Annotated in this window: 18 protein-coding genes; 14 read left to right on the top strand and 4 right to left on the bottom strand. The window is 70.3% G+C overall.

Annotated features, from left to right (window positions below; translation table 11 throughout):
* Nucleotides 1-178 precede the first annotated feature (178 nt).
* The 9 genes from mftD to FM112_RS06915 all read left to right on the top strand — a co-directional run bounded on the left by mftD (nt 179) and on the right by FM112_RS06915 (nt 10,023).
* Nucleotides 179-1,360, top strand: coding sequence for a pre-mycofactocin synthase MftD (gene mftD, locus FM112_RS06955; RefSeq protein WP_087005580.1), 1,182 nt, complete (start codon nt 179-181; stop codon nt 1,358-1,360).
* Between the two features lie 41 nt (nt 1,361-1,401).
* On the top strand, nt 1,402-2,838 hold the full coding sequence (locus tag FM112_RS06950) for a GMC family oxidoreductase (protein ID WP_087005577.1): 1,437 nt from the start codon (nt 1,402-1,404) through the stop codon (nt 2,836-2,838).
* A gap of 58 nt (nt 2,839-2,896) precedes the next feature.
* The gene (locus FM112_RS06945) at nt 2,897-4,201 is read left to right on the top strand and encodes an aspartate aminotransferase family protein (protein ID WP_087005574.1); all 1,305 of its coding nucleotides are present in this window, start codon (nt 2,897-2,899) and stop codon (nt 4,199-4,201) included.
* Nucleotides 4,202-4,235: 34 nt separating this feature from the next.
* The gene (locus tag FM112_RS06940; protein ID WP_087005571.1) at nt 4,236-5,492 is read left to right on the top strand and encodes an ABC transporter substrate-binding protein; all 1,257 of its coding nucleotides are present in this window, start codon (nt 4,236-4,238) and stop codon (nt 5,490-5,492) included.
* Nucleotides 5,493-5,574: 82 nt separating this feature from the next.
* Entirely contained in the window at nt 5,575-6,345 is a 771-nt protein-coding gene (locus FM112_RS06935; RefSeq protein WP_087005567.1) for an ABC transporter ATP-binding protein, read from the top strand.
* Nucleotides 6,338-7,069, top strand: coding sequence for an ABC transporter ATP-binding protein (locus FM112_RS06930; RefSeq protein WP_087005564.1), 732 nt, complete (start codon nt 6,338-6,340; stop codon nt 7,067-7,069). Before FM112_RS06935 ends, FM112_RS06930 begins: the two co-directional genes overlap by 8 nt.
* Complete coding sequence (locus FM112_RS06925; RefSeq protein WP_087005561.1) at nt 7,070-7,945, top strand: branched-chain amino acid ABC transporter permease; 876 nt, start codon at nt 7,070-7,072, stop codon at nt 7,943-7,945.
* Nucleotides 7,945-8,994: a branched-chain amino acid ABC transporter permease gene (locus tag FM112_RS06920; protein WP_087005558.1), complete on the top strand. Its 1,050-nt coding sequence runs from the start codon at nt 7,945-7,947 to the stop codon at nt 8,992-8,994. The genes FM112_RS06925 and FM112_RS06920 overlap by 1 nt, the downstream gene beginning before the upstream one ends.
* Before the next feature lie 132 nt (nt 8,995-9,126).
* Nucleotides 9,127-10,023 carry a MurR/RpiR family transcriptional regulator gene (locus FM112_RS06915; RefSeq protein ID WP_176386716.1) on the top strand — a complete coding sequence of 299 codons (897 nt, stop codon included), beginning with the start codon at nt 9,127-9,129 and terminating at the stop codon, nt 10,021-10,023.
* Between the two features lie 105 nt (nt 10,024-10,128).
* Here the strand turns inward: FM112_RS06915 and hpaD are convergent, their stop codons facing one another.
* From hpaD to FM112_RS06895, 4 genes are read right to left on the bottom strand one after another with little or no spacing between them, the layout of a single operon-like run.
* Nucleotides 10,129-11,271 (bottom strand): 3,4-dihydroxyphenylacetate 2,3-dioxygenase, encoded by a 1,143-nt coding sequence (gene hpaD, locus FM112_RS06910; RefSeq protein ID WP_087005551.1) that lies wholly within the window; start codon nt 11,269-11,271, stop codon nt 10,129-10,131.
* A 34-nt stretch (nt 11,272-11,305) separates the two neighbouring features.
* A complete protein-coding gene (hpaE, locus tag FM112_RS06905; RefSeq protein ID WP_087005548.1) occupies nt 11,306-12,799 on the bottom strand; it encodes a 5-carboxymethyl-2-hydroxymuconate semialdehyde dehydrogenase in 1,494 nt (497 codons plus the stop codon).
* 58 nt (nt 12,800-12,857) lie between these two features.
* Nucleotides 12,858-13,529, bottom strand: coding sequence for a GntR family transcriptional regulator (locus FM112_RS06900; RefSeq protein ID WP_087005545.1), 672 nt, complete (start codon nt 13,527-13,529; stop codon nt 12,858-12,860).
* On the bottom strand, nt 13,526-14,989 hold the full coding sequence (locus tag FM112_RS06895; protein ID WP_087005542.1) for a fumarylacetoacetate hydrolase family protein: 1,464 nt from the start codon (nt 14,987-14,989) through the stop codon (nt 13,526-13,528). Before FM112_RS06895 ends, FM112_RS06900 begins: the two co-directional genes overlap by 4 nt.
* 1,350 nt (nt 14,990-16,339) lie before the next feature.
* Here FM112_RS06895 and FM112_RS06890 point away from each other — a divergent pair.
* The 5 genes from FM112_RS06890 to FM112_RS06870 all read left to right on the top strand — a co-directional run bounded on the left by FM112_RS06890 (nt 16,340) and on the right by FM112_RS06870 (nt 21,943).
* Nucleotides 16,340-17,593 (top strand): aspartate aminotransferase family protein, encoded by a 1,254-nt coding sequence (locus FM112_RS06890; protein ID WP_087005539.1) that lies wholly within the window; start codon nt 16,340-16,342, stop codon nt 17,591-17,593.
* Between the two features lie 138 nt (nt 17,594-17,731).
* On the top strand, nt 17,732-18,385 hold the full coding sequence (locus FM112_RS06885) for a GntR family transcriptional regulator (RefSeq protein ID WP_176386715.1): 654 nt from the start codon (nt 17,732-17,734) through the stop codon (nt 18,383-18,385).
* Nucleotides 18,386-18,463: 78 nt separating this feature from the next.
* The gene (locus tag FM112_RS06880) at nt 18,464-19,195 is read left to right on the top strand and encodes an HAD family hydrolase (protein ID WP_087005532.1); all 732 of its coding nucleotides are present in this window, start codon (nt 18,464-18,466) and stop codon (nt 19,193-19,195) included.
* Nucleotides 19,196-19,198: 3 nt separating this feature from the next.
* On the top strand, nt 19,199-20,653 hold the full coding sequence (locus FM112_RS06875; RefSeq protein ID WP_087005529.1) for an NAD-dependent succinate-semialdehyde dehydrogenase: 1,455 nt from the start codon (nt 19,199-19,201) through the stop codon (nt 20,651-20,653).
* A gap of 315 nt (nt 20,654-20,968) precedes the next feature.
* Nucleotides 20,969-21,943, top strand: a complete 975-nt coding sequence (locus tag FM112_RS06870; RefSeq protein ID WP_087005526.1) for an epimerase — start codon at nt 20,969-20,971, stop codon at nt 21,941-21,943.
* Nucleotides 21,944-22,730 lie beyond the last annotated feature (787 nt).

The following is a 22,730-nucleotide window of genomic DNA, read 5'->3' as shown; positions in this document are numbered from 1 at the left end:
GTCAGCATTGCAGAAATATTTCAAAGTGTCGAGTTTTTGATGACTTGAAATATTTGTATTGAAATGTTCGTGTCGATTCCTTACGCTTGACGCAAGCTGAGAGGTTTCTTCCGAAGCCTCGAGCGTCGCCGTTCACGACGGACCGCGACGCGGCCGATGACGTTCAAGGAGGAACGAGATGGTTGGACCGGTGCCTTTCCAGACGCTCGCCGAAGCGGAGAAGCTCGCGAAGCGCAAACTGCCGCACGACGTCTGGCTCGCGGTGAAGGCGGGCAACGAGAAGCAGTGGACGCTCTCGGAGAACGTCCGCGCATTCGAGCAGCTGGGCTTCTCGCCGACGATCTTCGACCGGCCCGCGAGCATCGACACCGCCACGAGGATCATGGGCGTCGACATCGGCTTCCCCGTCATCGTGTCGCCGGTGGGCGCCCAGGCGATCCACCCCGGGGGAGAGACCGCCGCGGCCGCCGCGGCCCACCAGATGGGCACCGCCATGGGGCTCAGCTCGTGGTCGGCCGACCCGGTCGACCGCGTGGTCGGCGCCAACCCCGACACGTTCTTCCAGCTCTACTGGGTGGGCACGCGCGACCGCATCCGCCGCCGCGTGGAGCGGGCCCGGGAGGCCGGCGCCAAGGCGCTCATCGTCACCCTGGACTGGTCGCACACGCCGCGTCGCGACGGGGGCGTGCCGATCGCGCCGCCCAGCGACCTCGGCCTCGCGACGATGGCGCGGCTCGCGCCGATCGCGCTCTCGCGGCCCGGCTGGCTGGCCCAGTATCTCCGACGCGGCCGCATCCCCGAGCTCAAGGTGCCGAACCTGTTCATGCCGGACGGCCACATCCCCTACTTCGGCGAGGCCTGGAGCGAGTTCGAGCAGACCCCGGCCCCGACCGTCGCGGACATCGAGTGGATCCGCGGCATCTGGGACGGGCCGCTCATGATCAAGGGCATCACCACCGTCAAGGACGCCGAGATCGCCGTCGACATCGGCGCCGACGCGATCTCGGTCTCCAACCACGGCGGCAACAACATCGACGGCACGCCCGCCACGATCCGCTTCCTGCCCTATATCGCGGAGGCGGTCGGCGACCGCATCGAGGTCATGGTCGACGGCGGCGTGCGCCGCGGATCCGACGTCGTGAAGTGCCTCGCGCTCGGCGCCAAGGCGGTGTTCGTGGGCCGCGCGTATCTCTACGGCCTCGCCGTCGCCGGCCAGGCGGGCGTCTACCGGGTGCTCGACATCCTCAAGCGCGGCGTCCGGGAGACCATGCTCGGCATCGGCCGATCCAGCCTCGACGAGATATCCCGAGACGACCTCATGGTCCTGAACAGCGACTTCTTCCAGCGACCGGCCCGCTAGCGCGGCCGCCCCGAACACTCCATCCGACGCAGAGGAGCGCAATGGAACACATCATCGTCGTAGGCGCGGGCACCGCCGGATGCATCGTCGCGGCCCGCCTGACCGAATGCCCCGACATCCGGGTCACGCTGCTGGAGGCCGGGCCCGACACCCCGCTGGCCTCGCTGCCGAACCTCACCTCCGTGAACTGGCTCGACGCGCTCGAGGAGGCCGACGCCTTCTACAGCGACCTCTACGCCGAGAAGCTGGAGAACGATCCGGCCCGCCCCTACCGCAGGGGCACCGGCGTCGGGGGCTCGGCGACGACGAACGCGATGCTCGCGGTGCCGGGCGTGCCCGAGGACTACCGGGCCTGGGTCGAGGACTTCGGGCTCGACGAGTGGAGCTGGGAGCACGTCCGGCCGTGGTTCGAGCTGCTCAAGGAGGATCTCGTCGTCTCGGCCGACGAGGAGCTCACCCCGGTCGACCGGGCGCTCATCGAGGCCGGCAGCGCGCTCGACCTGCCCGAGGACATCGACACCTACGAGCCCGTGGACGGCAGCGGACGGCTGTGGCGCAACGCGCGCGACGGCAAGCGGTACTCGAGCCGCGAGGCCTACCTCGAGCCCGCGCGCCCGCGCCCGAACCTCCGCGTCCTCGACCGCTCGCAGGTGCACAGCCTAGAGCTCCGCGACGGCCGGGCGACGGGCGTGCGCCTCGGCGACGGCCGGATCCTCGAGGCCGATCGCGTCGTGCTCTGCGCCGGCGCCTTCGAGACGCCGTCGATCCTCCTGCGCACCGGGCTCGACCTGCCCGGCATCGGCAAGGGGCTGCAGGACCATCCCGCCGCCTCCGTCTACTTCTCGATGCGGGAGCCCTACCGCGAGGCCGACCGGAGCATCCCCGCGATCGGCGCGGTCCTGCGCTGCTCCTCCTCCGTGCGCGAGCACGACATCAACCTGCTGCCGCTGCACGGCACGCTGCTCCATCCGGGCCCCGCCAACCACGGCCTCATCATGGCCGCGCTCATGCGCGTGACCTCCACCGGATACCTCGAGCTCGACCCCGAGGACCCGATGAAGCCCCCGGTGGTCTACGAGCGGATGCTCAGCACCGAGGAGGACCGCACGGCGATGCGCGACGCGATGCGCGCGCTCGAGCGCGTCCTCGAGGCCCCGAGCTTCCGCCGCATCGTCGACGAGGTGTTCGTCGACGAGATCGGCACCCCGCTCGACCGGCTGCGGGACGAGGAGTTCTTCGAGCAGTGGCTCTCCACCTACGTCGGCGACTACTTCCACGCGGTCGGCACCGCCCGGATGGGCGGGGAGGGCGACGAGGGCGCGGTGGTCGACCAGCGCGGCAGGATCCACGGGCTCGAGAACGCCCACGTCTTCGACGCCTCGATCATGCCGCTCGTGCCGAGCGCCAACTCGAACCTGCCGACGGCGATGATCGCGGAGCGGCTCACCGCCGCCCTGCGCGAGGAGCTCGACCGATGAGCAGGGCCGCCGAACCGGCTCCGCACCGCCGCACGCCGATCCACCAGGAAGGACGATCATGACACAGCACTCATCAGCCCAGCCCGGATGGGAGAAGGCGAAGCGATACGTGCCCCGAGGCGTCTCCTCGGGCCACCGCGTCGGCTGGCAGCAGGTCTTCACGCGGGCGAAGGGGGCCTACCTGTGGGACCAGGAGGGCGCGCAGTACACCGACTTCCTCAACGCGTGGGGCCCGATCGTGCTCGGCCACTGCGACGAGCGGGTGAACCGCGCCGTCTTCGAGGCCGCGAGCACCTGCGACATCACGGGCGTGGGCCCGCAGCTCGGCGAGGCGCAGCTCGCCGAGGAGGTGTGCGACCTCATGCCGTGCGCGGAGAAGGTCGCGTTCTGCACCTCGGGGACCGACGCGGGCATGCACGCGGTGCACCTGGCCCGCGCCGCCACGGGACGGCGCCGCATCCTCAAGTTCCACGGCTCCTATCACGGCTGGAGCGACCACGTCGCCGTCGGCGGCGCCCGCGGGGACCTGACCCCCGAGTCGCCGCTGAACACGCCGAACTCCGCGGGCCTCCACCCCGCCGTCACCGACGACGTGGTCGTGGTGGAGTGGAACGACGAGGCCGGGCTCCGCGCGGCGTTCGCCGAGCACGGAGACGAGCTCGCGGCGGCCTTCGCCGAGGGCTACGTGCACAGCTTCGGCTGCGTGCCGGCCGAGCCCGGGTTCCTCGAGACCCTCCGCGAGCTGTGCGACCGCCACGCCGTCGTCTTCGTCATGGACGAGGTGAAGACCGGATTCCGCTCCGCGCTCGGGGGATACCAGAGCATCTGCGGCGTGACCCCGGACCTCGCGATCTTCGGCAAGGCCATCGCCAACGGCTACTCCCTGGCCGGCATCGCGGGCCGCGACTCCGTCATGGCGCACCTCGGCGCCTACGCCCGCGACACCGCCACCATCGACGGCACCTACAACGGCCAGCCCTACGCGGTGGCCGCGGCGCTGAAGACGCTCGAGATCATGCGGCGGGAGCGGACCGTCGACCGGCTCTACGAGCTCGGCGACCGCCTCCGGAGCGGCCTCGAGCGGGCCATCGCGGAGACGGGAGCCACGGCGAGCGTCGTCGGACTCGGCTCCGAGTGGGCCGTCTACTTCCGGCAGGGCGCGCCGCGCACCTTCCGCGACACCATGGACGTCGACACCGCGAGCTACCGCCTCTACCACGAGACGCTGCTCGAGGGCGGCGTCCTCGAACCCTCGGCCCCCACCGGGGACCGCCGACTCAACGCCTCCACCACCGAGGCAGATATCGACCGGGCGCTCGACGTCGCGCGCACGGCATTCCAACGCGTCGCCGATCAGCAGTGATCGACGGCGCCCGCAGATCAAGGAGAACACCAGCATGAATACCAGCAAGCGAGCGAGCGCTCGGCGATGGGGGCCCGCCGCCATCGGCCTCACGGCGGCCGCGGGGCTCGTCCTGAGCGGCTGCGCGGCCGCCGGCGGGGGCGGCTCCGGCGACGCCGACGAGATCGTGATCGGCTTCGCGCTCTCGCAGAGCGGCAACATGGCCCCGTTCGATGTGGAACCGGGCAACGCCGCGCTCCTGCGGGTGGAGGAGATCAACGAGAACGGGGGCATCGACGGCACCGAGATCCGCACCGTCGTGAAGGACGTGCAGTCCAGCACCGAGACGATGGGCGTCGTGACCTCCGAGCTGATCGCCGAGGGCGCCGACCTCATCGTGACCCCCTGCGACTTCGACCTCAGCGCCCCCGGGGCCATCGCCGCGCAGGGAGCCGGGATCCCGGCGATCTCGATCTGCGCGGGCGACCCGAAGACCGCCGACCGGACCACGCTGGGCGATCACGTGTTCACGGCGAACGCGGGCTCGGACGTGGAAGGCGCGACGGGCGCGTCCTGGGCGTTCGACCAGGACTGGACGTCCGCCTACCTGCTGCAGGACGAGAGCATCGAGTACACCAAGTCGACCGGCGTCTACTTCCAGGCGGCGTTCGAGGAGCTCGGCGGCGAGGTCGTCGGGACGAGCAGCTTCCCGGGCGGCGACTCCGTGGACATCGGCGCGCAGATCAGCGACATCCGGGCGAACGCCGCGGACCTCGACTTCATCTACGTCGCGAGCTGGAACCCGGCCGGGGCCACCGCGGTCAAGCAGATCCGCGACAGCGGCATCGACCTGCCGATCGTGACCCCCGCGGCCGTCGACGGCCAGCTGCTCATCGACATCGCCGGCAACGTGTCCGACGTGTACTACACGGCGTTCACGTGCTACGTGTACTGCAGCGGCGCCGACTCCGAGGGGCCCCAGGAGTTCGTCGACGCCTACCAGGCGAAGTACGACGCGGAGCCCTCCTCGGGATACGCCCTGCACGGGTACAACCTCATGCTCATGCTCGAGCAGGCGCTCGCGGAGACGGCGTCGTTCGAGCCCGAGCCCATCTACGAGACCATCCAGGCGGGGATCGCCGTGGAGACGCCGATCGGCGAGCTGCAGTACTTCAACGAGACCTGCAACAAGATCATCGACTTCCCCTTCAGCATCCTCGAGCTCTCGGGCGGGGAGGTCGAGTTCGTGACCCAGCACACGGCCGCGCTCATCCCCGACACCGGCGACGGCAACGCCTGCGCGACGCAGTAGGCGCGATGGACCGGACGATTCTCGCAGGCGGGGCCTCCCGGGACCTCCCGGGGCGCCCCGCCCGACACGAAGGCGGTCAGCCGTGAACACGGAAAACCCATCCGCGCCGAGCGCCGCGGCGGAACCGGAGGCGCTCGTCGTCGACGCCGCGGGCATCACGTTCGGCGCCGTCAAGGCCGTCGACGACGTCTCCTTCGAGGTGCGGCGGGGCGAGGTCCTCGGGCTCATCGGGCCGAACGGCTCGGGCAAGACGACCACGCTCAACCTCATCAGCGGGCTCCTCCGCCCGAGCGCGGGGAGGATCCGCCTGGGCGATCGGGACGTCACGCGCGATCCCATCCGCCGTCGCGTCCGGCTCGGCATCGCCCGGACCTTCCAGAGCGTCCGCCCCTTCGACCGCCTCACCGTGAGGCAGAACATCGAGGCGGCCGCGGTGGGGAGCGGGCTCTCGAGCCGGGAGGCCGCGCCGCTCATCGACGAGATCGTCGAGGAGCTCTGGCTCGGCGACCACCAGGGGATCCCCGCCAGCAGCGCCTCGGCGGGCCTCGTGCGGCGCATCGGCATCGCCCGGGCGCTCGCGACCAGGCCGAGGTTCATCCTGCTCGACGAGCCCGCCGCGGGCCAGAACGAGAGCGAGGGCGAGGAGCTGATCGAGTCGATCAAGAACCTCGTGCTCAAGCGCAACTGCGGCGTGCTGCTCGTCGAGCACGACATGTCCGTGGTGATGAACACCTGCGACCGGCTCCACGTGCTCGACAGCGGCAGGACCGTCGTGGAGGGCGACCCGGCCGAGGTCTACCGCGACCCCAGGGTCATCGAGATCTACTTCGGAAAGCAGGGCGACCATGCTTGAGATCAACGACCTGCACGTGCAGTACGGCAAATCGATCAAGGCCGTCCAGGGCGCGTCCTTCTCGGTCGGCGAGGGCGAGATCGTCTCGCTCGTCGGCCAGAACGGCGCGGGCAAGTCCTCCGTGCTCAAGGCGGTGGCGGGGCTCGCGCCGATCACCGCCGGGACGATCGCGTTCGAGGACTCCCCGCTGGCCTCGGGGCGCATCGAGCAGCGGGTCAGGCGGGGGATCGCCTACGTGCCCGAGGAGCGCGGAGTGTTCGCCAAGCTCACCGTCGCCGAGAACCTCCGCCTCGGCACCACGCCCCGGCGCGACCGGGCCGAGGCCGAGCGCGACATCGAGGCGCAGCTCGCGCGCTTCCCGATCCTCAGGAAGTACTGGGGCAAGGGCGCCTCCTGGCTGTCGGGCGGCGAGCAGCAGCAGCTCGTGATCGCCCGCGCCCTGGTCTCGAGGCCGCGACTGCTGCTCCTCGACGAGCCGACGCTCGGGCTCGCCCCGATCGTCGTCGACATGCTCTTCGACTTCATCGGCGCCCTCCCCGAGGACGGCGTGACGGTGATGCTCGTCGAGCAGAACGCCGTCCGCGCCATCGAGATCTCGGACCGCGCCTACGTGGTCCAGCCGCCGGGGCGCATCATCGGCCAGGGCGGGGCGGCGGATCTCGCCGCGAGCCCCGCGGTCGTGGACTACCTGGGGTTCGAGCCCGCCACGAGGGGAGAGGAATAGATGTTCGTCCAGTTCATCGTGGATGCGGTGGGGCTCGGCGCGTTCTACGCCCTGCTCTCCATCGGCATCGCACTGCTGTTCGGGGTCCTCGGACTCATGAACTTCGCCTACGGCGAGATCATCCTCGCCGCGGCCTTCACCCTGTACCTGTGCCGGACCCTGCCCTGGCCGGTGGCGCTGCTCGCGGCCATCGCCGCGGGCGTCCTCGTCTCGGTGCTCACGGAGCGGCTCGCCTTCAGACCGCTGCGCGACGCCGATCCGGTGACGCTGATGATCGCCTCCTTCGCGGTGAGCCTCATCCTGCAGAGCGTGGCGCGCATGACGGTGCTGCCGCGCGCGCAGGGCGTCCCGTCGCGGAGCTTCATGTCCACCTCCTTCGAGGTGCTCGGCAGCCGCATATCGGTGCTGCAGCTCGTGACGATCGCGCTGTGCGGCATCACGCTCGCGGGCGTGATGCTCCTGCTGCAGAAGACCTCTCTCGGCGCGCAGCTGCGCGCCTCCTCCGAGAACTTCGAGATGGCGAACGTGCTCGGCATCAGGACGAACGTGGTGATGATCAGCGCGTTCGCGATCGTCGGCGTGGTCGGCGCCGTCTCCGCGGTCGTCCTGGTCGGCCGGCAGGGCGCGATCTCCGCCGAGATGGGGCTCTCGCCCCTGCTGATCGGCGTGGTCGGCGCCGTGCTCGGCGGCATGAGCAACCTCCGGGGCGCCGTGCTCGGCGGCCTGCTCCTCGGCATCATCAGCGCGGGGCTGGAGGCCTTCCTCCCGCAGCAGCTGGTGCCCTTCCGCGATGCATTCCTCTACACGCTCGTGATGGCGATCCTGGTGGTCCGGCCCCAGGGACTGCTGTCGGGCGAGAAGGTCCGGGTGTCCTGATGTTCACCGAAGAGCTCCGCTCGACGAAATCCCTCCCGCTCATCCTGTGCGGGATCGCGGTCCTCGTCGCCGTCATCGGCGTCGTCTCGGGATCGATCATCCTGTACATCGCGACGCTCGCGCTCATCTCCGTGGTCTTCGTCGTGGGCCTGTTCACGTTCTCGGGCAATTCCGGGATCATGTCCTTCGGCCACGTCGCGTTCATGGCGATCGGCGCCTACGCCACCGCGTACCTGACCATCCCCGCCGGGCTCAAGCAGTCGATGTTCTCGAGCATGCCGGAGCCGTTCGCGTGGGTGCTCGACCTCGAGGTCTCCTTCCCCGTGGCGCTGCTGCTCTCGGGCGTCGCCGCGGCCGGGCTCGCGCTCCTCACCGGGCCCGCCATCGCGCGGCTCGGCGGCCTGCAGGCGGGCATCGCGACGCTCTCGCTGCTGCTCATCGTGTTCACCGTCATCAACAACTGGACGGACGTCACCCGCGGCTCCTCGAGCATGATCGGCATCCCCCAGGCCGTCGACGTGTGGTGGGCGCTCGGCGCCGCCGTGCTCGCCATCGTGCTGGCCTGGCTCTACAAGGTGTCCTCCTCGGGCCTGCAGCTGCGGGCCTCGCGCGAGGACGCGGGGGCCGCCGAGGCCTCGGGCATCAGCGTGGGCCGGCATCGGTTCCTCGCCTGGGTGCTCAGCGGCTTCCTCTGCGGCATCTCGGGCTCGCTCTACGCCTCCTTCCTCACGACCTTCCACGTCTCGGCGTTCTTCATCGCGGCGATGTTCGGGTTCGTGGTGATGATCGTGGTGGGCGGCTACCTCTCGCTCAGCGGCGCGGTGATGGGCACGCTGCTGATCAGCGCCCTGCAGGAGTTCCTGCGGCGCGTGCAGGACGGGCAGATCCTCGGCATCGCCTTCCCGCCGGGCACCGCGGAGCTCGTCCTCGCCGTCATCCTGCTGATCGTGCTGATCGTCCGGCCGCTGGGGATCATGGGCCATCGCGAACTCGGATTCCGCAGGCGAGCGCGGGGCCGGGCCGCGCCGGCGGTCGCGGAGAAGGCCTGATCCCGCGGCGCGGTGTGGAGCGCGACGGTTCGCGCCAGCCGGCAACCGGTATCGTGCAAACCCCGTGCAGAAAAGGCGAGGAGACGGGCGGCCGCTCGGCGGCCCCGCGGTCGGAGAAAAGAGGAGATAGCGGTGAACGATCCAGGGCGAGACAGGCAGAGCACCGTTGCCGAACGGATCCAGTTGCATTTCGACTCGTTGACGGGCGCCGAGAAGCGGGCCGCGCGCGCGCTGACCACCGACTATCCCGTGACCGGCATGGACACCGTCCAGCGCTTCGCGGAGCGCGCGTCGGTGAGCCCGGCCACGATCGTCCGCTTCGTGAAATCCCTCGGATTCGACTCGTTCCGCGAGTTCCAGGAGAGCCTCCGCACCGAGCTCAAGGAGCGGCAGGAGTCCGTCCTCACCCAGGCGACGTCGACGAACCCGCACGAGGCGAACACGGGCGCCACGGGCGCGCTGGAGGAGAGCAAGCGCGTATTCCTCGAGGGGATCGAGAAGACCCTGGGCTCGGTGCCGTCGGGGGAGTACATCCGCACGGTCGAGTGGCTCGCCGACACCAAGCGGCGGATCGTCACGGCCGGAGGCACGTTCTCGGGCCTGCTCGCCGAGCACCTCGCGGCCCAGCTCTCGCTCTTCCGCGGCAACGTGCTCGTGAGCCCGCAGAGCGCGCTGCACCGGGCCTCGCTGGTGCTCGACTCCCGGGCGAAGAACGACGTGTGGGTGCTCTTCGACTTCCGCCGCTATCAGAGCAGCACGGAGCTGCTCGCGCAGGAGGTGGATCAGCGCGGGGCGCGGCTCGTGCTCGTGACGGACCGGTGGCTCTCGCCGATCGCGAGCATCGCCGACGTCGTGCTCATCGCGAGCGTCGACGCCCCGGGGCCCTCCGACTCGCTCGTCCCCGGGCTCGCGCTCGTCGAGGCCATCGCGGAGCAGGTGTCGGAGCGCATCGGCGAGCAGGGCATCGCGAAGCTCGAGCAGCTCGACCCGATGCGGGTGCGGCTCGAGTTCGGGTCCGGCGCCGGTTGAGGGCGCCGCCGCGGTACTCGCTCCGGGCGGGACGGGAGAACGCCTCGGGGGCGGATGCATCGCATCCGCCCCCGAGGCGTTCGTCCGCGAGCGTCGCGGAACGGCCTAGACCTGGTTGCCCAGCTTGTAGCCCTTCGCCTCGTCGCCCTCGCGGGTGTACGAGAAGCCGTCGGCGCCGATGGTCTGCGCCATCTCCGACGCGTCGGTGCGGGCCACGACCTCCTGCGGGTTGCCGTCGAGGTCGAGCACGAGCGAGGCGTCGGTGTACCACGAGGGCACGACCGGGTTGCCCCACCAGTCGCGGCGCTGGTTGTCGTGCACGTCCCAGGTGACGACCGGGTTGTCCGGGTCGCCCGTGTAGTAGTCCTGGGTGTAGATCTCGACGCGGTGCCCGTCCGGGTCGCGCAGGTAGAGGTAGAACGCGTTCGAGACGCCGTGGCGGCCGGGGCCGCGCTCGATCGCGTCCGACATGCGCAGCGCGCCGAGCTTGTCGCAGATCGCGAGGATGTTGTGCTTCTCGTGCGTCGCGAACGCGATGTGGTGCATGCGCGGGCCGTCGCCGCCGGTCGCGGCGGTGTCGTGCACGGTGGGCTTGCGGCGCATCCACGCGGCGTAGACGGTGCCCTCCTTGTCCTGGATGTCCTCCGTGACGCGGAAGCCGAGGTCCTGGTAGTGGCGCACGGCGCGGGGCACGTCGGGGGTGACCTGGTTGAAGTGGTCCAGGCGCACGAGCTCGCCCGGGATCTGCAGGTCGTAGCGCCAGGAGAGGCGCTCCACGTGGTCGGCGGCGTAGAAGAACTCGTAGGGGAAGCCCAGCGGGTCCTCCACGCGCACCGAGTCGCCGATGCCCTTGGTGAAGCCCTCGGGGCGGCGCTCGACGCGGCAGCCGAGCTCCTCGTAGAAGGCCACGGCCTTGTCGAGGTCCTCGGCGGAGCGCACGCGGTACGAGAACGCGGCGACGGCGGCGACGGGGCCCTTGCGGAGCACGAGGTTGTGGTGGATGAACTCCTCGGTCGAGCGCAGGTAGATCGCCTCGTCGTCCTCCTCGGTCACGTGCAGGCCGAGCACGTCCACGTAGAAGTGGCGCGAGGCGGCGAGGTCGGTGACGACGAGGTCCATGTAGGCGCAGCGCAGGATGTCCGGGGCCGGGGCCTCGGGGGTCTTGATGGGGTTCGCGGGCTGGATGGGGGCTTCTTCGGTGACGTAGAAGCCCGCCGAGGTGCGGTTCTCCTCGGAGAATGCGGTCATGATTCGCTTCCTTGCTGTGACGTTCGGGGGAGGGTTAGTTGGCGCCGAAGCGGGCGGTGTGCACGTCGCCGAGGGTGACGTGGACGGCCTGCTGGTCGGTGTAGAAGTCGATCGAGCGGTAGCCGCCCTCGTTGCCGAGGCCCGAGGCCTTGACGCCGCCGAAGGGCGAGCGCAGGTCGCGGACGTTGTGCGAGTTGAGCCACACCATGCCGGCGTTGACGTTCTGGGCGAAGTTGTGGCCGCGCTTGAGGTTCGAGGTCCAGATGTAGCCGGCGAGGCCGTAGCGGGTGTTGTTCGCGAGCTCGAGCGCCTCCTCGTCCGTGTCGAACGGGGTGATCGCGACGACGGGGCCGAAGATCTCCTCCTGGAAGATGCGGGCGTCGGGCGCGACGTCGGCGAACACGGTGGGGGCCACCCAGTTGCCCTCCTCGGGGGCGCCCTCGGGGCGGCCGCCGCCGGCGAGCACGCGGCCCTCGTCCTTGCCGAGCTCGACGTAGCTCATGACCTTCTCGTAGTGCTCGGGGTGCACGAGCGCGCCGACCTCGGTGGCCGGGTCGAACACGTCGCCGACCTTGATGTTGCGGGCGCGGGCGGCGTACTTCTCGACGAACTCGTCGTAGATCGAGCGCTCGACGATGATGCGCGAGCCGGCGGTGCAGCGCTCGCCGTTCAGCGAGAACACGCCGAAGAGGGTCGAGTCGATCGCGGCGTCGAGGTCGGCGTCGGCGAAGACCACGGCGGGCGACTTGCCGCCGAGCTCCATCGACATGCCCTTGAGGTTCGCGGCGCAGTTGCCGTAGATGATCTGGCCGGTGCGCGACTCGCCGGTGAAGGAGATGAGCGGCACGTCGGGGTGCTTCACGAGCGAGTCGCCCGCGGTCTCGCCGAAGCCGTTGACGAGGTTGAAGACGCCCTTGGGCAGCCCGGCCTCCTCGAAGATGCCGGCCCACAGCTGCGCCGAGGCGGGTGTGAACTCGGCCGGCTTGAGCACGACGGTGCAGCCCGAGGCGATCGCGGGGGCGAGCTTCCAGGACTCGAGCATGAAGGGGGTGTTCCACGGCGTGATGAGGCCGGCGACGCCGATGGGCTTGCGGTTCACGTAGTTGATCTGCGTGCCGGGCACCTTGAAGGCGTTGTCGTGCTGCGCGACGATGAGGTCCGCGAAGAAGCGGAAGTTCTCGGCGGCGCGGCGGGCCTGGCCCTTGGCCTGCGTGATCGGCAGACCGGTGTCCCAGGTCTCGATCTCGGCGAGCTCCTGGTCGCGCTCCTCGACCGCGTCGGCGATCTTGTTGAGCACGCGGGCGCGCTCGCGGGGCTTCATGGTGGGCCAGGGGCCGTTGTCGAAGGCCTCGGTGGCGGCGGCCACGGCGAGGTCGATGTCGGCCTTGTCGCCGGAGGCGGCGACCGCGTAGTTCTCGTTGGTGGAGGGGTTGAGGACGTCGAAGGTCTCGCCCGAGACCGAGTCGACGAACTCGCCGTTGATGTAGTGCTTGATCTCGGTGGGGAGATTTGCGGGACGGGTAGTCATGCGAATTCCTTACTTCGGTGGTGGGGGTGCGGGTCGGGTTCGTGTGATGGGGTGCGCGCTAGTCGTCGATCGAGGCGAGGACGGCGTGCATCGTGTTCTGCCGGTGGAGCCGGGCCTGGCGCTCGATCACTTCGGGGCCGGCGCCGGATTCGATGAGGCGCAGGAGCTCCTCGTGCTCGGCGACGGATTCGGCGGTGCGCTCGGGCACGAAGCCGAAGGAGGACTCGCGCATCGTCTCGAGCCGGTGCCAGCCTCGGCGCACGAGGTCGGCGATGTGCTCGTTCCGGCAGTGCTGGAAGAGCACGGAGTGGAACTCCCGGTTGAGCCGGGTGAAGCGCGAGGCGTCGAGGGTGGGGGCCGCGGCGAGCTCGCGCATCCGCGCGTTGATCTCGCGGGCCTCGGCGATCTCGGCGGCGGTGAGCCGCGGCGCGGACTGCGCCGTGGCGAATCCCTCGACGAGGCTCAGCGTCTCCATCGTGTCGCGGTAGACGCCCCGGTCGAGGGTGGTCACCTGCGCGCCCACGTTGTGCACGTAGGTGACCACGCCCTCGGCCTCGAGCATCCGGATCGCCTCGCGCACCGGCACCGTCGAGAAGCCGAGCTCGCTCGCGATCTGCCCCAGGACCAGGCGGTAGCCGGGTCCGAAGGCGCCCGAGGCGATCCTGTCGCGCAGGTACGCGTAGGCCTGCTGCGACTTCGACAGCTCGGTGGCGGGCGTCGTGGTGGTCATCGCGACTGCTTCCACTCCTGGTACTTCTGCTTCCACTCGCCGGTGGGCGGGAAGAGGCCGTCGACCTTGTTGCCGGCCTTGACCTGCTCGAACACCCAGGCGTCCTGCTGCTCCTGCTCGTAGGCGTCCTCGACGACCTCGGCGAAGAGCTCGGGCGGCACGACGATCACGCCGTCGTCGTCGCCGACGATGATGTCGCCGGGCTGCACGGTGGCGCCGCCGCACGCGATGGTGCGGTCGAACTCGAGCGGCACGTGGCGGCGGCCGAGGACCGCGGGATGCGAGCCGTTGGAGTAGACGGGGATGCCGAGCTCGTCCACCGCGGCCGAGTCGCGCACGCCGCCGTCGGTGACGATGCCGGATGCGCCGAGCACCTGGGCGCGCAGGGCGAGCACGTCGCCGAGGGTGCCGGTGCCCTTCTCGCCGCGGGCCTCCATGACGACCACGTCGTCGGGCCGCACCGAGTCCATCGCCTGCTTCTGCGCGTTGTAGCCGCCGCCGAACTTCTTGAAGAGGTCCTCGCGGTTGGGCACGTAGCGCAGCGTCTTCGCGTAGCCGAGGATGCGGCTGCCGGCGTGGTTGAGCGTGGGGCCGTCGATCGAGACGTTGTTGAGACCGCGCTTGCGCAGCTGCGCCGAGAGCGTGGCGACGGCAGTCTCCGCGACCTTCGCGCGCAGCTCGTCGGTGATGATGCCGCGCGGGTCGGGCAGGCCCGCGGCCTCGCGGGAGCCCCAGGCCTCCTCGCGCTGCGTGTCGTCGACCTTGGGCTGCGCCCCGAAGGCGGCCATCTCGTACTGCGATTCGACGACCTCGGTGACGAGGCGGCCGGTGCTCGGCGCGCCGGGCGCGGCCGGGGCATCCACCTCGACCTCGACGGTGTCGCCGGGCTGGGCCACGGACGAGCCGGCCGGAGTGCCGGTGAGGATCACGTCGCCGGCCTCGAGCGTCATGAGCTGCGAGAGGTCGGCCACGAGCTGGCCGAAGGGGAACACGAGGCCCGAGGTGTCGTCGTCCTGGACGAGGGCGCCGTTGACCCAGGTGCGCACGCGCAGGGCCTTCGGGTCGAGGCCGTCGGCGGGGATCACGTCGGGGCCGAGCGGGGTGTAGCCGTCGCCCGACTTGTTCTTGACGTTCGAGCCCTTGTCGGCGTGGCGCAGGTCGTAGAGGCCCCAGTCGTTGGCCGCGGTGATGCCCGAGACCTTGGACCAGCCGTCCTCGGGGCTCACGCGCCGGCAGGTCTCGCCGATGATGAGCGCGATCTCGCCCTCGTAGGCGAGGAGCTCGGTGCCCGTGGGGCGCTCGATGGCGTCGCCGCTCTTGGCGATCGATGTGCCGGCCTTGATGAAGTAGCCGGGGAACTTGGGGGAGCGCCCGCGCTGCTCGATGCGCGAGGGATAGTTGAGGTGGAGGGCGATGATCTTGCCCGGGCGGTTCTCACGATCAGTGAAGTCGATCGACATGGCTTCCCTTCGCGTCGTTGCTGTGGTCCTCCGACCCGTCTCCGGGCCTGATATACGAAATCATATACGATCTGCACTCGGTGGCAACCCCTGAACCTGTGAGCTTCGTGAGCGTGCGTTCCCCGGCTTCCTCCCGTCCTCGGCCCCCGCTCCCGGCCTTCTCCCGCCCGGCGCTCTGCTCTCACCCTTGGTGTCCTCCTGCCCGTCGGCCTGCTTCCACTCTGGGCCTCTTCCTGCCCTCGGTTTCTTCCCGTTCCTGGCTTCCTCTCGTCCGTCGGCCTGCTTCCACTCTTGACCTCTTCCTGCCCTCGGTTTCTTCCCGCTCCTGACTTCCTCTCGTCCGTCGGCCTCCTTCTGTCCGCCGGCCTGCTCCCACCCCTGGTCTCCCCTATATCCGTGGGTCCCCTCCCGCTCTTGGTCTCCTCCCGTCCTCGGTTTCCTCCCATTCCTGGCTTCCTCCTGCTTCCCGGCCTGCTCTTGTTCAGGCCCCTTTGCGCCCCGGCTTCCTTCGTTTCTGCTCCGGCGTCCCTCTGTTCCGGCCCTTTCTGTCTCCGGCACCCTCATTGCCATCCGATGGCTCCTTCCTCCGGCGAGCGCCTTCTGCGCGTCCCGCAGCCTCAGATGCGTCGCACATTGCTGTTCTGACGGCGTCGAAACCACAATCTGCGACGCATCTGTTCATCTGCTCCTTGCGGCCGTCCGTTCTCGCCCTTCGCTGTGCGCCTCTCGGGCCTTTGCCGTGTCCTCATCGGTCTCATGTTGCGCGTCCCTCCGGTCCCTTCCCATTCGCGCCTCGGTTCCCCGTGCGGTGGCGGGTGCCTGTTCTGGCGGACGGCATCCCCATCGCGCGGATGCGTCACAGATTGCCGTTCTGGACTCCGCATGCCCGCACTCTGCGACGCATCTGTTCGCCTGTGCCTCGCTGTCCGCTCTTTGGCCCCCTGCTGCGCCTATGGGGCCCTTGTCCGACGGCAAGGCGCCTGTCGGGGTGGCTGGCGCTCCTCGTTGCACAGATGCGTCGAAGATCGCGGTTATGCCGGCGCCGGAACCGCACTCTGCGACGCATCTGTTCATCTGTTCCTTGCCGCTTGCCTCTCGGTCCTTTGCCGGGCGGCGGCTGCTCGCTCTGTGGTTTGGCACCTTCTTGCGCAAATGCGTCGCACATTGTCGTTATGCCGGGGCCGAAACCGCGATCTGCGACGCATCTGTGCGGATGGGCGAGGGCCGGTGGACGAATCCCGCCGTATCGAGTCGAACTCGACACATTGTCCCTACTGGATAGCTGTTATACAGTTAGCCGAAAATGTTGTCTGTTGTAGAGCGTGCGCAACGATTTCGAAGAGGAGCACCATGGCCCGTATCAGCCCCGTAGTGAAGCAGGCGACTCCGGTCGTCGTGGAGAAGGCCGAGGGGAACTGGATTCTCGGCACCGACGGCATCCGCTACCTCGACTTCACCTCCGGCATCGGCGTGACCTCCACCGGCCACTGCCACCCGCGCGTGGTGCGGGCCGCGCAGCGGCAGGTGGGCAGCGTCATCCACGCGCAGGCGACCACCGTCATGCACAAGCCGCTGCTCGAGCTCACCGAGGCGGTCGGCCGGCACCTCCCGGGCGACATCGACTCGCTCTTCTACGCCAACTCGGGCGCGGAGGCGGTCGAGGCGTCGCTGCGGCTCGCGCGCATGGCCACCGGTCGGCCGAACATCATCGCCTTCCAGGGCGGATTCCACGGCCGCACCTTCGGCGCCGCGAGCATCACCACGGCCGGGACGAAGTTCCGCACCGGCTTTTCGCCGCTGGTGGGCGGCGTCGTGGTCGCGCCCTTCCCGTACGCCTACCGGCTCAGGATGACCGAGCAGGAGGCGACCGACTTCGCGCTCCGGGAGCTCGACTACCTGTTCCAGACGGTCACCAGCCCCGACGAGGTGGCGGCGTTCATCATCGAGCCGGTGCAGGGCGACGGGGGCTACATCCCCGTGCCCGAGGCCTTCCTGCGCGGGCTCGAGCGCCGGGCGCGCGAGTACGGCATCCTCTTCGTCCTCGACGAGATCCAGGCGGGCGTGGGCCGCACCGGCCGGTTCTGGGCGCACGAGGCGGCCGGGATCGCTCCGGATGTGATCATCATGGCCAAGGGGATCGCCTCGGGCTTCCCGATCTCGGCGATCGCCGCGAGCGCGGAGCTGATGTCGAAGGCGCTGCCCGGCTCGCAGGGCGGCACTTACGGCGGCAACGCGGTCGCCGCGGCGGCCGGCGTGGAGACGCTCAAGGTGATCGAGGACGAGGGACTCGTCGAGAACGCGGCCGTGCGCGGCGCGCAGCTGCACGCGGGGCTCGAGCGGCTGCAGGAGCGGTTCCGGGTCATCGGCGATGTGCGCGGCGCGGGCCTCATGCAGGCCATCGAGTTCTCGGAATCGGACGGCGAGCCGCATCCGACGGCGGCGGCCGAGGTGCAGCAGGCCGCGGTCGACGAGCGGCTGCTGCTGCTCACGTGCGGCCCCGCGAACAACGTCGTGCGCGTCGTGCCCGCGCTCACCGTCAGCGAGGAGGAGATCGAGATCGGTCTCGCCGCGCTCGAGCGCGCGCTCCGCGCGTTGCTCGGCTGAGCCCGGCGCGTGATCGGCCCGCCGGCGCGCCCGTGCTGCACGGGTGCGCCGGTGTCGCCGTCCGGGTGGTGGACAGCTATACAGTCACACCGCGTTCGGTACCATGCTCCCGATGGCTGCATAGTGAGGAGCGCGCACGTGAGTCAGCAACTGGAGACCGTATCCGTCGTCGACGCGGCGGCGGCCCGCCTGCGGGACAGCCTGTTCGCGGGGGAGTACGCGGCGGGGCAGGAGCTCAAGGACACGCGGGTCGCGGGCGAGTTCGGCATCGCCAGGCCCACCGCGCGGGCCGCGGTGCAGCAGCTCATCTCGGAGGGGCTGCTCGTCCGCCCGCCGGGGCACAGCGCGCGGGTGCGGACCTTCGACGCTGACGAGGTCCGCGACATCTATCGCATCCGCAGGCTGATCGAGCTCGACGCCGTCCGCGAGGTGCGGGAGACGGGTGCGCCGCTCGACGGCGTGCTCGAGGCGCTCCGCGGCTTCGAGGACCTCAAGGACGACGCCAATTGGACGGTGATCGTCGAGGCCGACTTCGCGTTCCACTCGGCGGTGGTGAAGGCGGCCGGCTCGCCGCGGCTCCGAGCGCTGTTCCTCGGCATCTCGAGCGAGTCGCGGCTGCTCATCGGCATTCTCAAGGATCAGTACCGGGGCGGCGCGAGTCTCTATGAGGAGCACGAGGAGCTCTACCGCATGCTCGAGCGCGGCGCGGATCCGGCCGAGCTCGAGCGCGCGTGGGTCGAGCATCTCGACTCGGCGCAGCGCTTCGTGGAGCGCCACATCGCGGACCGCTGATCCCGCTTCTCAAAGTAGATATACTGTTATACAGTTGCTCGGGGCGGAGGGACCGCCCGCACGACTTCTGGAGGGATCATGGTTGATCTGACGTCCTACGCCGCACTGAGCTTCGACGTGTACGGCACGCTCATCGATTGGGAGGCCGGCATCGCGAAGGTGCTCAAGGAGTGGGCCGAGCGCCACGGCTCCGACCTCGACGACGAGCGGCTGCTGCTGGCCTACGCCGACAACGAGGCGGCCGTGGAGCGCGAATACCCGGGCCTCGCCTACGCCGAGGTGCTGCAGGCGGCCTTCCGCCGCACCGCCGCCGATCTCGACCTGCCCGCCGCGGACGAGGAGCTCCAGGAGCTCGGCCGCTCGGTGCCGGACTGGCCGGCCTTCGCGGACACGCACGAGGCGCTCACGCGGCTCAAGCGGCACTACCGGCTCATCATCCTCTCGAACGTCCACGAGCAGGGCGTCGAGGGCAGCATCCGCCGCATGGACGTCGAGTTCGATCAGGTGAACACGGCGCAGGCCATCGGCTCGTACAAGCCCGCGGCCCGCAACTTCGAGGTGCTCCTCGAGCGGCTCGGCGAGCTCGACGTCGAGCGGCCGCAGCTCCTGCACGTCGCCCAGTCGCTGTTCCACGACCATGTGCCCGGCAAGCGGGCCGGACTCGACACGGTCTGGATCAACCGCCGTCATGACCGCCCGGGCTGGGGCGCGACGCCCGATCCGCGCGTGGACGTGACCCCGAACCTCGAGTTCACGTCGCTCGCCGAGTTCGCCGACGCGGTCGACGCCGCATTCGCCGCGAAGGCCTGAACGATGCCGGAACTCGACCTCGGCGGCGTCCCCCGCGCCATCCTCATCGACGGCGTCTGGGAGGACCTCCGCCATCGCCCCGGCCTCGCCGTCGAGAACCCCGCCACCGGCGAGGTCCTCGCAGAGCTGCCCGACGCGGCGCCGGAGGACGGCCTGCGCGCGCTCGATGCGGCCCACCGGGCGCAGCCCGGATTCGCGGCGCTCGCGCCCGCGGAGCGCTCGGCGATCCTGCTCCGGGCCCACGCGCTGCTCCTCGAATCGAAGGAGGAGCTCGCGGCCATCATGACCGCCGAGATGGGCAAGCCCTTCAAGGAGGCCTGCGGCGAGGTGGACTACTCGGCCGGCTACCTGCAGTGGTACGCGCAGGAGGGCGTGCGCGTGCAGGGCTCGCACGGGCAGTCGCCGAGCGGCCGCGGGCAGATCCTGCTCACGCGGGAGCCGGTGGGCGTCTCGCTGCTCATCACGCCGTGGAACTTCCCGCTCGCGATGGGCGCGCGCAAGATCGCCCCCGCCGTGGCCACGGGCTGCGCGGTCGTCGTGAAGCCGGCCGCGAAGACGCCGCTCACGATGCTGTTCCTCGCCCGGATCTTCCAGGAGGCGGGGCTGCCCGCGGGCGCGCTCAACGTGGTCACCACGTCGAGCTCGCGGGCGATCACGGAGCCGCTGCTCGCGGACGGGCGCGTGCGCCACCTCTCCTTCACCGGGTCGACGCCCGTGGGCAAGCTGCTGCACGGGCAGTGCTCGGCGCACATGGTCCGCACCTCGCTCGAGCTCGGCGGCAACGCGCCGTTCATCGTGTTCGAGGACGTCGACCTCGACAGGGCCGTCGCGGAGGCGACCGCCGCGAAGATGCGCAACATGGGCGAGGCGTGCACCGCCGCGAACCGCATCCTCGTGCAGGAGGGCATCGCCGAGGAGTTCGCGGAGCGGCTCGCCGCGCGCTTCGCCGAGATGACCGTCGGCGACGGCCTCGAGGAGGGGACCGACATCGGCCCGATGATCGACCGCGGCGCGGTCGCGAACATCCAGGCGCTCGTCGACGACGCGATCGGGAAGGGCGCCGAGGCGCTCATCGGCGGCAGCGGCGTCGAGGGACCGGGGTCCTTCTACCCGCCGACGGTGCTCCGCAACGTCCCGCGCGACGCCCGCATGCTCGACGAGGAGGTGTTCGGCCCGGTCGCCCCGATCGTGACCTTCGCCGACGAGGAGGACGCGATCGCGCTGGCCAATGACACCGAGTACGGGCTCGCCGGCTATCTCATGACGGACGACCTCGTCCGGGCCATGCGCGTCTCGCGCCGGCTCGAGATCGGCATGGTCGGCATCAACTCGGGCATCATCTCGGACGTCGCCGCACCCCTCGGCGGCGTGAAGTCCTCCGGGATCGGCCGCGAGGGCGGTGTGCTCGGCATCGACGAGTTCCTCGAGTACAAGTACACCTTCATCCCGCACGAGTAGCGGGTTCGTCGCCGCTCGCCGCTCGCCGCCCCGTCACTCGGCCGCCTGGCCGCTCGGCCGCTCGGCTGCTTGGCCGTTCGGCCGCCTGGCCGTTCGGCCGTTCGGCCGCCCGGCCACTCGGCCGCTCGGCTGCCCGGCCACTCGGCCGCTCGGCTGCCCGGCCACTCGGCCGTTCGGTTGCCTGGCCGCCCGGCCGCCCGGCCGCTCGGCCGCCCGGTTGCCCGGCCGCTCGACCGCTCGGTTGCCCGGCCGCTCGGCCGCCCGGCGGCAGAGGATCGGGATGCACCCGCGCGAGCGGGCCGATAGCCTGGCCGCATGATGAAACGTGCCGTGCTCGCAGGTGGCTCCGGCTTCATCGGGAGGGCGCTGCGCGACGCCCTCGAGGAGGACGGCTACGAGGTCCGCGGCATCGGACGATCCGGCCCGGACGCGCGCTGGGGCGACGCCGAGGCCATCCGCCGTCTCGTCGACGGGGCCGAGCTCCTCGTCAACCTCGCAGGCAAGTCCGTGAACTGCCGCTACACGGATACCAATCGGCGGGAGCTCCTGCGCTCGCGCATCGAGACGACTCGCGAGCTGCGCGAGGCCGTCGCCGCGGTAGCGTCCCCTCCCGCGCTCTGGCTCAACGCCAGCACCGCCACGATCTACCGCTACGCGATGGACGTCCCGCAGACCGAGCGCTCAGGCCAGATCGGGGAGGGGCTCTCGGTCGACATCGCGCGCGAATGGGAGCGGGAGTTCTTCGCGGGGGACCTGCCCGGCACCCGCCGCGCCGCCCTGCGGATGACGATCGTGCTGGGCGGCGGGCCGGCCACCGGAATGCTCGTCGCCCTCGCGCGCCTCGGGCTCGGCGGCCCGCAGCTCGACCACGCGTGGCTCCCGCATCGGCGCTACCGCGGCATCGGCCCGACGCCGACCGGGAGCGGGCTCGCGCCATGGCACGACAGCCGCGGCCGCCAGATGTTCAGCTGGGTGCACATCGACGACGTGATCGGCGCGATCCGATTCATCCGCGATCGCGAGGAGATCGAGGGCCCGATCAACGTGGCGGCGCCCAACCCGAGCGACAACCGCACGCTCATGCGCGAGCTGCGCGCCGCCGTCCGCATGCCCATCGGCATCCCCGCGCCCCGGGCCGTGCTCGAGCCGGCCATGTGGGCGCTCCGCACCGAGCCCGAGCTCGTGCTCAAGAGCCGGTGGGTGCTGCCCGAGCGGCTCGAGGAGGCCGGATACGAGTTCGCGCATCCGCACCTGCGCGGCGCCGTCCGGGCGCTCCCGCAGCTGCGCTGAGCGCCACGCGCGTCCTCGGGAGCATGCCTGCGGGCTGGGCGGGCCCGCGCATGGATGCGTCTGTGCCGGTCCCGAGCCGAGCCGCCGGGCCTGCCCGGGCCTGTCCGCGTGCGGATGCGGCTGGGTCGGTCCCGAGTCAAGCGGCCGAGCCTGCCCCGGCCGCGCCGCGTACGGATGCGCTTGAACCAGGCTTGAGCCCAAGCGGCAAAGTCTGCCCGGGCCTGTCCGCGTACGGATGCGGCTGGGTCCGTCCGGAGCCCAGTAGTAGAGCTTGCTGGGTCCTCTCCGCGTACGGATGCGTCGCAATCCGCTGTTCTCGGGCCCGCAGAACAGCAGATTGCGACGCATCTACGCCGGAATCCGCTGCGCGCAGCCGTGCGCCCGGACAGGATGCCCCGTTTGCGAATCGGGCGCCCCGAGCACGCTGCTCGGAGGTGCGAACGCGCGGATTGGAGTCTCGTGCCGCTTCGGCTCCGGGATATGAGACGAACGCGGGCTTTCGGGGCTTTGAACCCGGCATTCGCCTCACATCGCCCAGGTCTCGTTTGTCCGGGTTGGTGCCGGCTGTGGATGCGAGGCGAACGCGGGTTTTGCAGCGCCTGAATCAGGCATTCGCCTCATATCGTCCGGGCCCTGTTCGCCTGGGTTGGTGCCGGCTGTGGACGCGAGGGGAACGCGGGTTTTGCAGCGTCCGAATCCGGCCCTCGCCTCACATTGTCGAAGTCGGCCGTACGGCGGCCCACGGCTGTCGTGCATCCAGCCGGGGCTGCAGCGCATCCGTACCGGG

This window comes from Gulosibacter sp. 10, from assembly GCF_900163695.1.
In the GTDB taxonomy this organism is placed as follows: Bacteria; Actinomycetota; Actinomycetes; order Actinomycetales; family Microbacteriaceae; genus Gulosibacter.
The sequence above is the reverse complement of the archived record's forward strand: the minus strand, read 5'-3'. Positions and strand labels throughout refer to the sequence as shown.

Bases quoted from the DNA above. Each gene is read 5' to 3' on its own strand.
- mftD (WP_087005580.1), top strand. From the start codon at position 179: ATGGTTGGACCGGTGCCTTTCCAGACGCTCGCCGAAGCGGAGAAGCTC.
- FM112_RS06950 (WP_087005577.1), top strand. From the start codon at position 1,402: ATGGAACACATCATCGTCGTAGGCGCGGGCACCGCCGGATGCATCGTC.
- FM112_RS06945 (WP_087005574.1), top strand. From the start codon at position 2,897: ATGACACAGCACTCATCAGCCCAGCCCGGATGGGAGAAGGCGAAGCGA.
- FM112_RS06940 (WP_087005571.1), top strand. From the start codon at position 4,236: ATGAATACCAGCAAGCGAGCGAGCGCTCGGCGATGGGGGCCCGCCGCC.
- FM112_RS06930 (WP_087005564.1), top strand. From the start codon at position 6,338: ATGCTTGAGATCAACGACCTGCACGTGCAGTACGGCAAATCGATCAAG.
- FM112_RS06925 (WP_087005561.1), top strand. From the start codon at position 7,070: ATGTTCGTCCAGTTCATCGTGGATGCGGTGGGGCTCGGCGCGTTCTAC.
- FM112_RS06920 (WP_087005558.1), top strand. From the start codon at position 7,945: ATGTTCACCGAAGAGCTCCGCTCGACGAAATCCCTCCCGCTCATCCTG.
- hpaD (WP_087005551.1), bottom strand. From the start codon at position 11,271: ATGACCGCATTCTCCGAGGAGAACCGCACCTCGGCGGGCTTCTACGTC.
- hpaE (WP_087005548.1), bottom strand. From the start codon at position 12,799: ATGACTACCCGTCCCGCAAATCTCCCCACCGAGATCAAGCACTACATC.
- FM112_RS06900 (WP_087005545.1), bottom strand. From the start codon at position 13,529: ATGACCACCACGACGCCCGCCACCGAGCTGTCGAAGTCGCAGCAGGCC.
- FM112_RS06895 (WP_087005542.1), bottom strand. From the start codon at position 14,989: ATGTCGATCGACTTCACTGATCGTGAGAACCGCCCGGGCAAGATCATC.
- FM112_RS06890 (WP_087005539.1), top strand. From the start codon at position 16,340: ATGGCCCGTATCAGCCCCGTAGTGAAGCAGGCGACTCCGGTCGTCGTG.
- FM112_RS06880 (WP_087005532.1), top strand. From the start codon at position 18,464: ATGGTTGATCTGACGTCCTACGCCGCACTGAGCTTCGACGTGTACGGC.
- FM112_RS06875 (WP_087005529.1), top strand. From the start codon at position 19,199: ATGCCGGAACTCGACCTCGGCGGCGTCCCCCGCGCCATCCTCATCGAC.
- FM112_RS06870 (WP_087005526.1), top strand. From the start codon at position 20,969: ATGATGAAACGTGCCGTGCTCGCAGGTGGCTCCGGCTTCATCGGGAGG.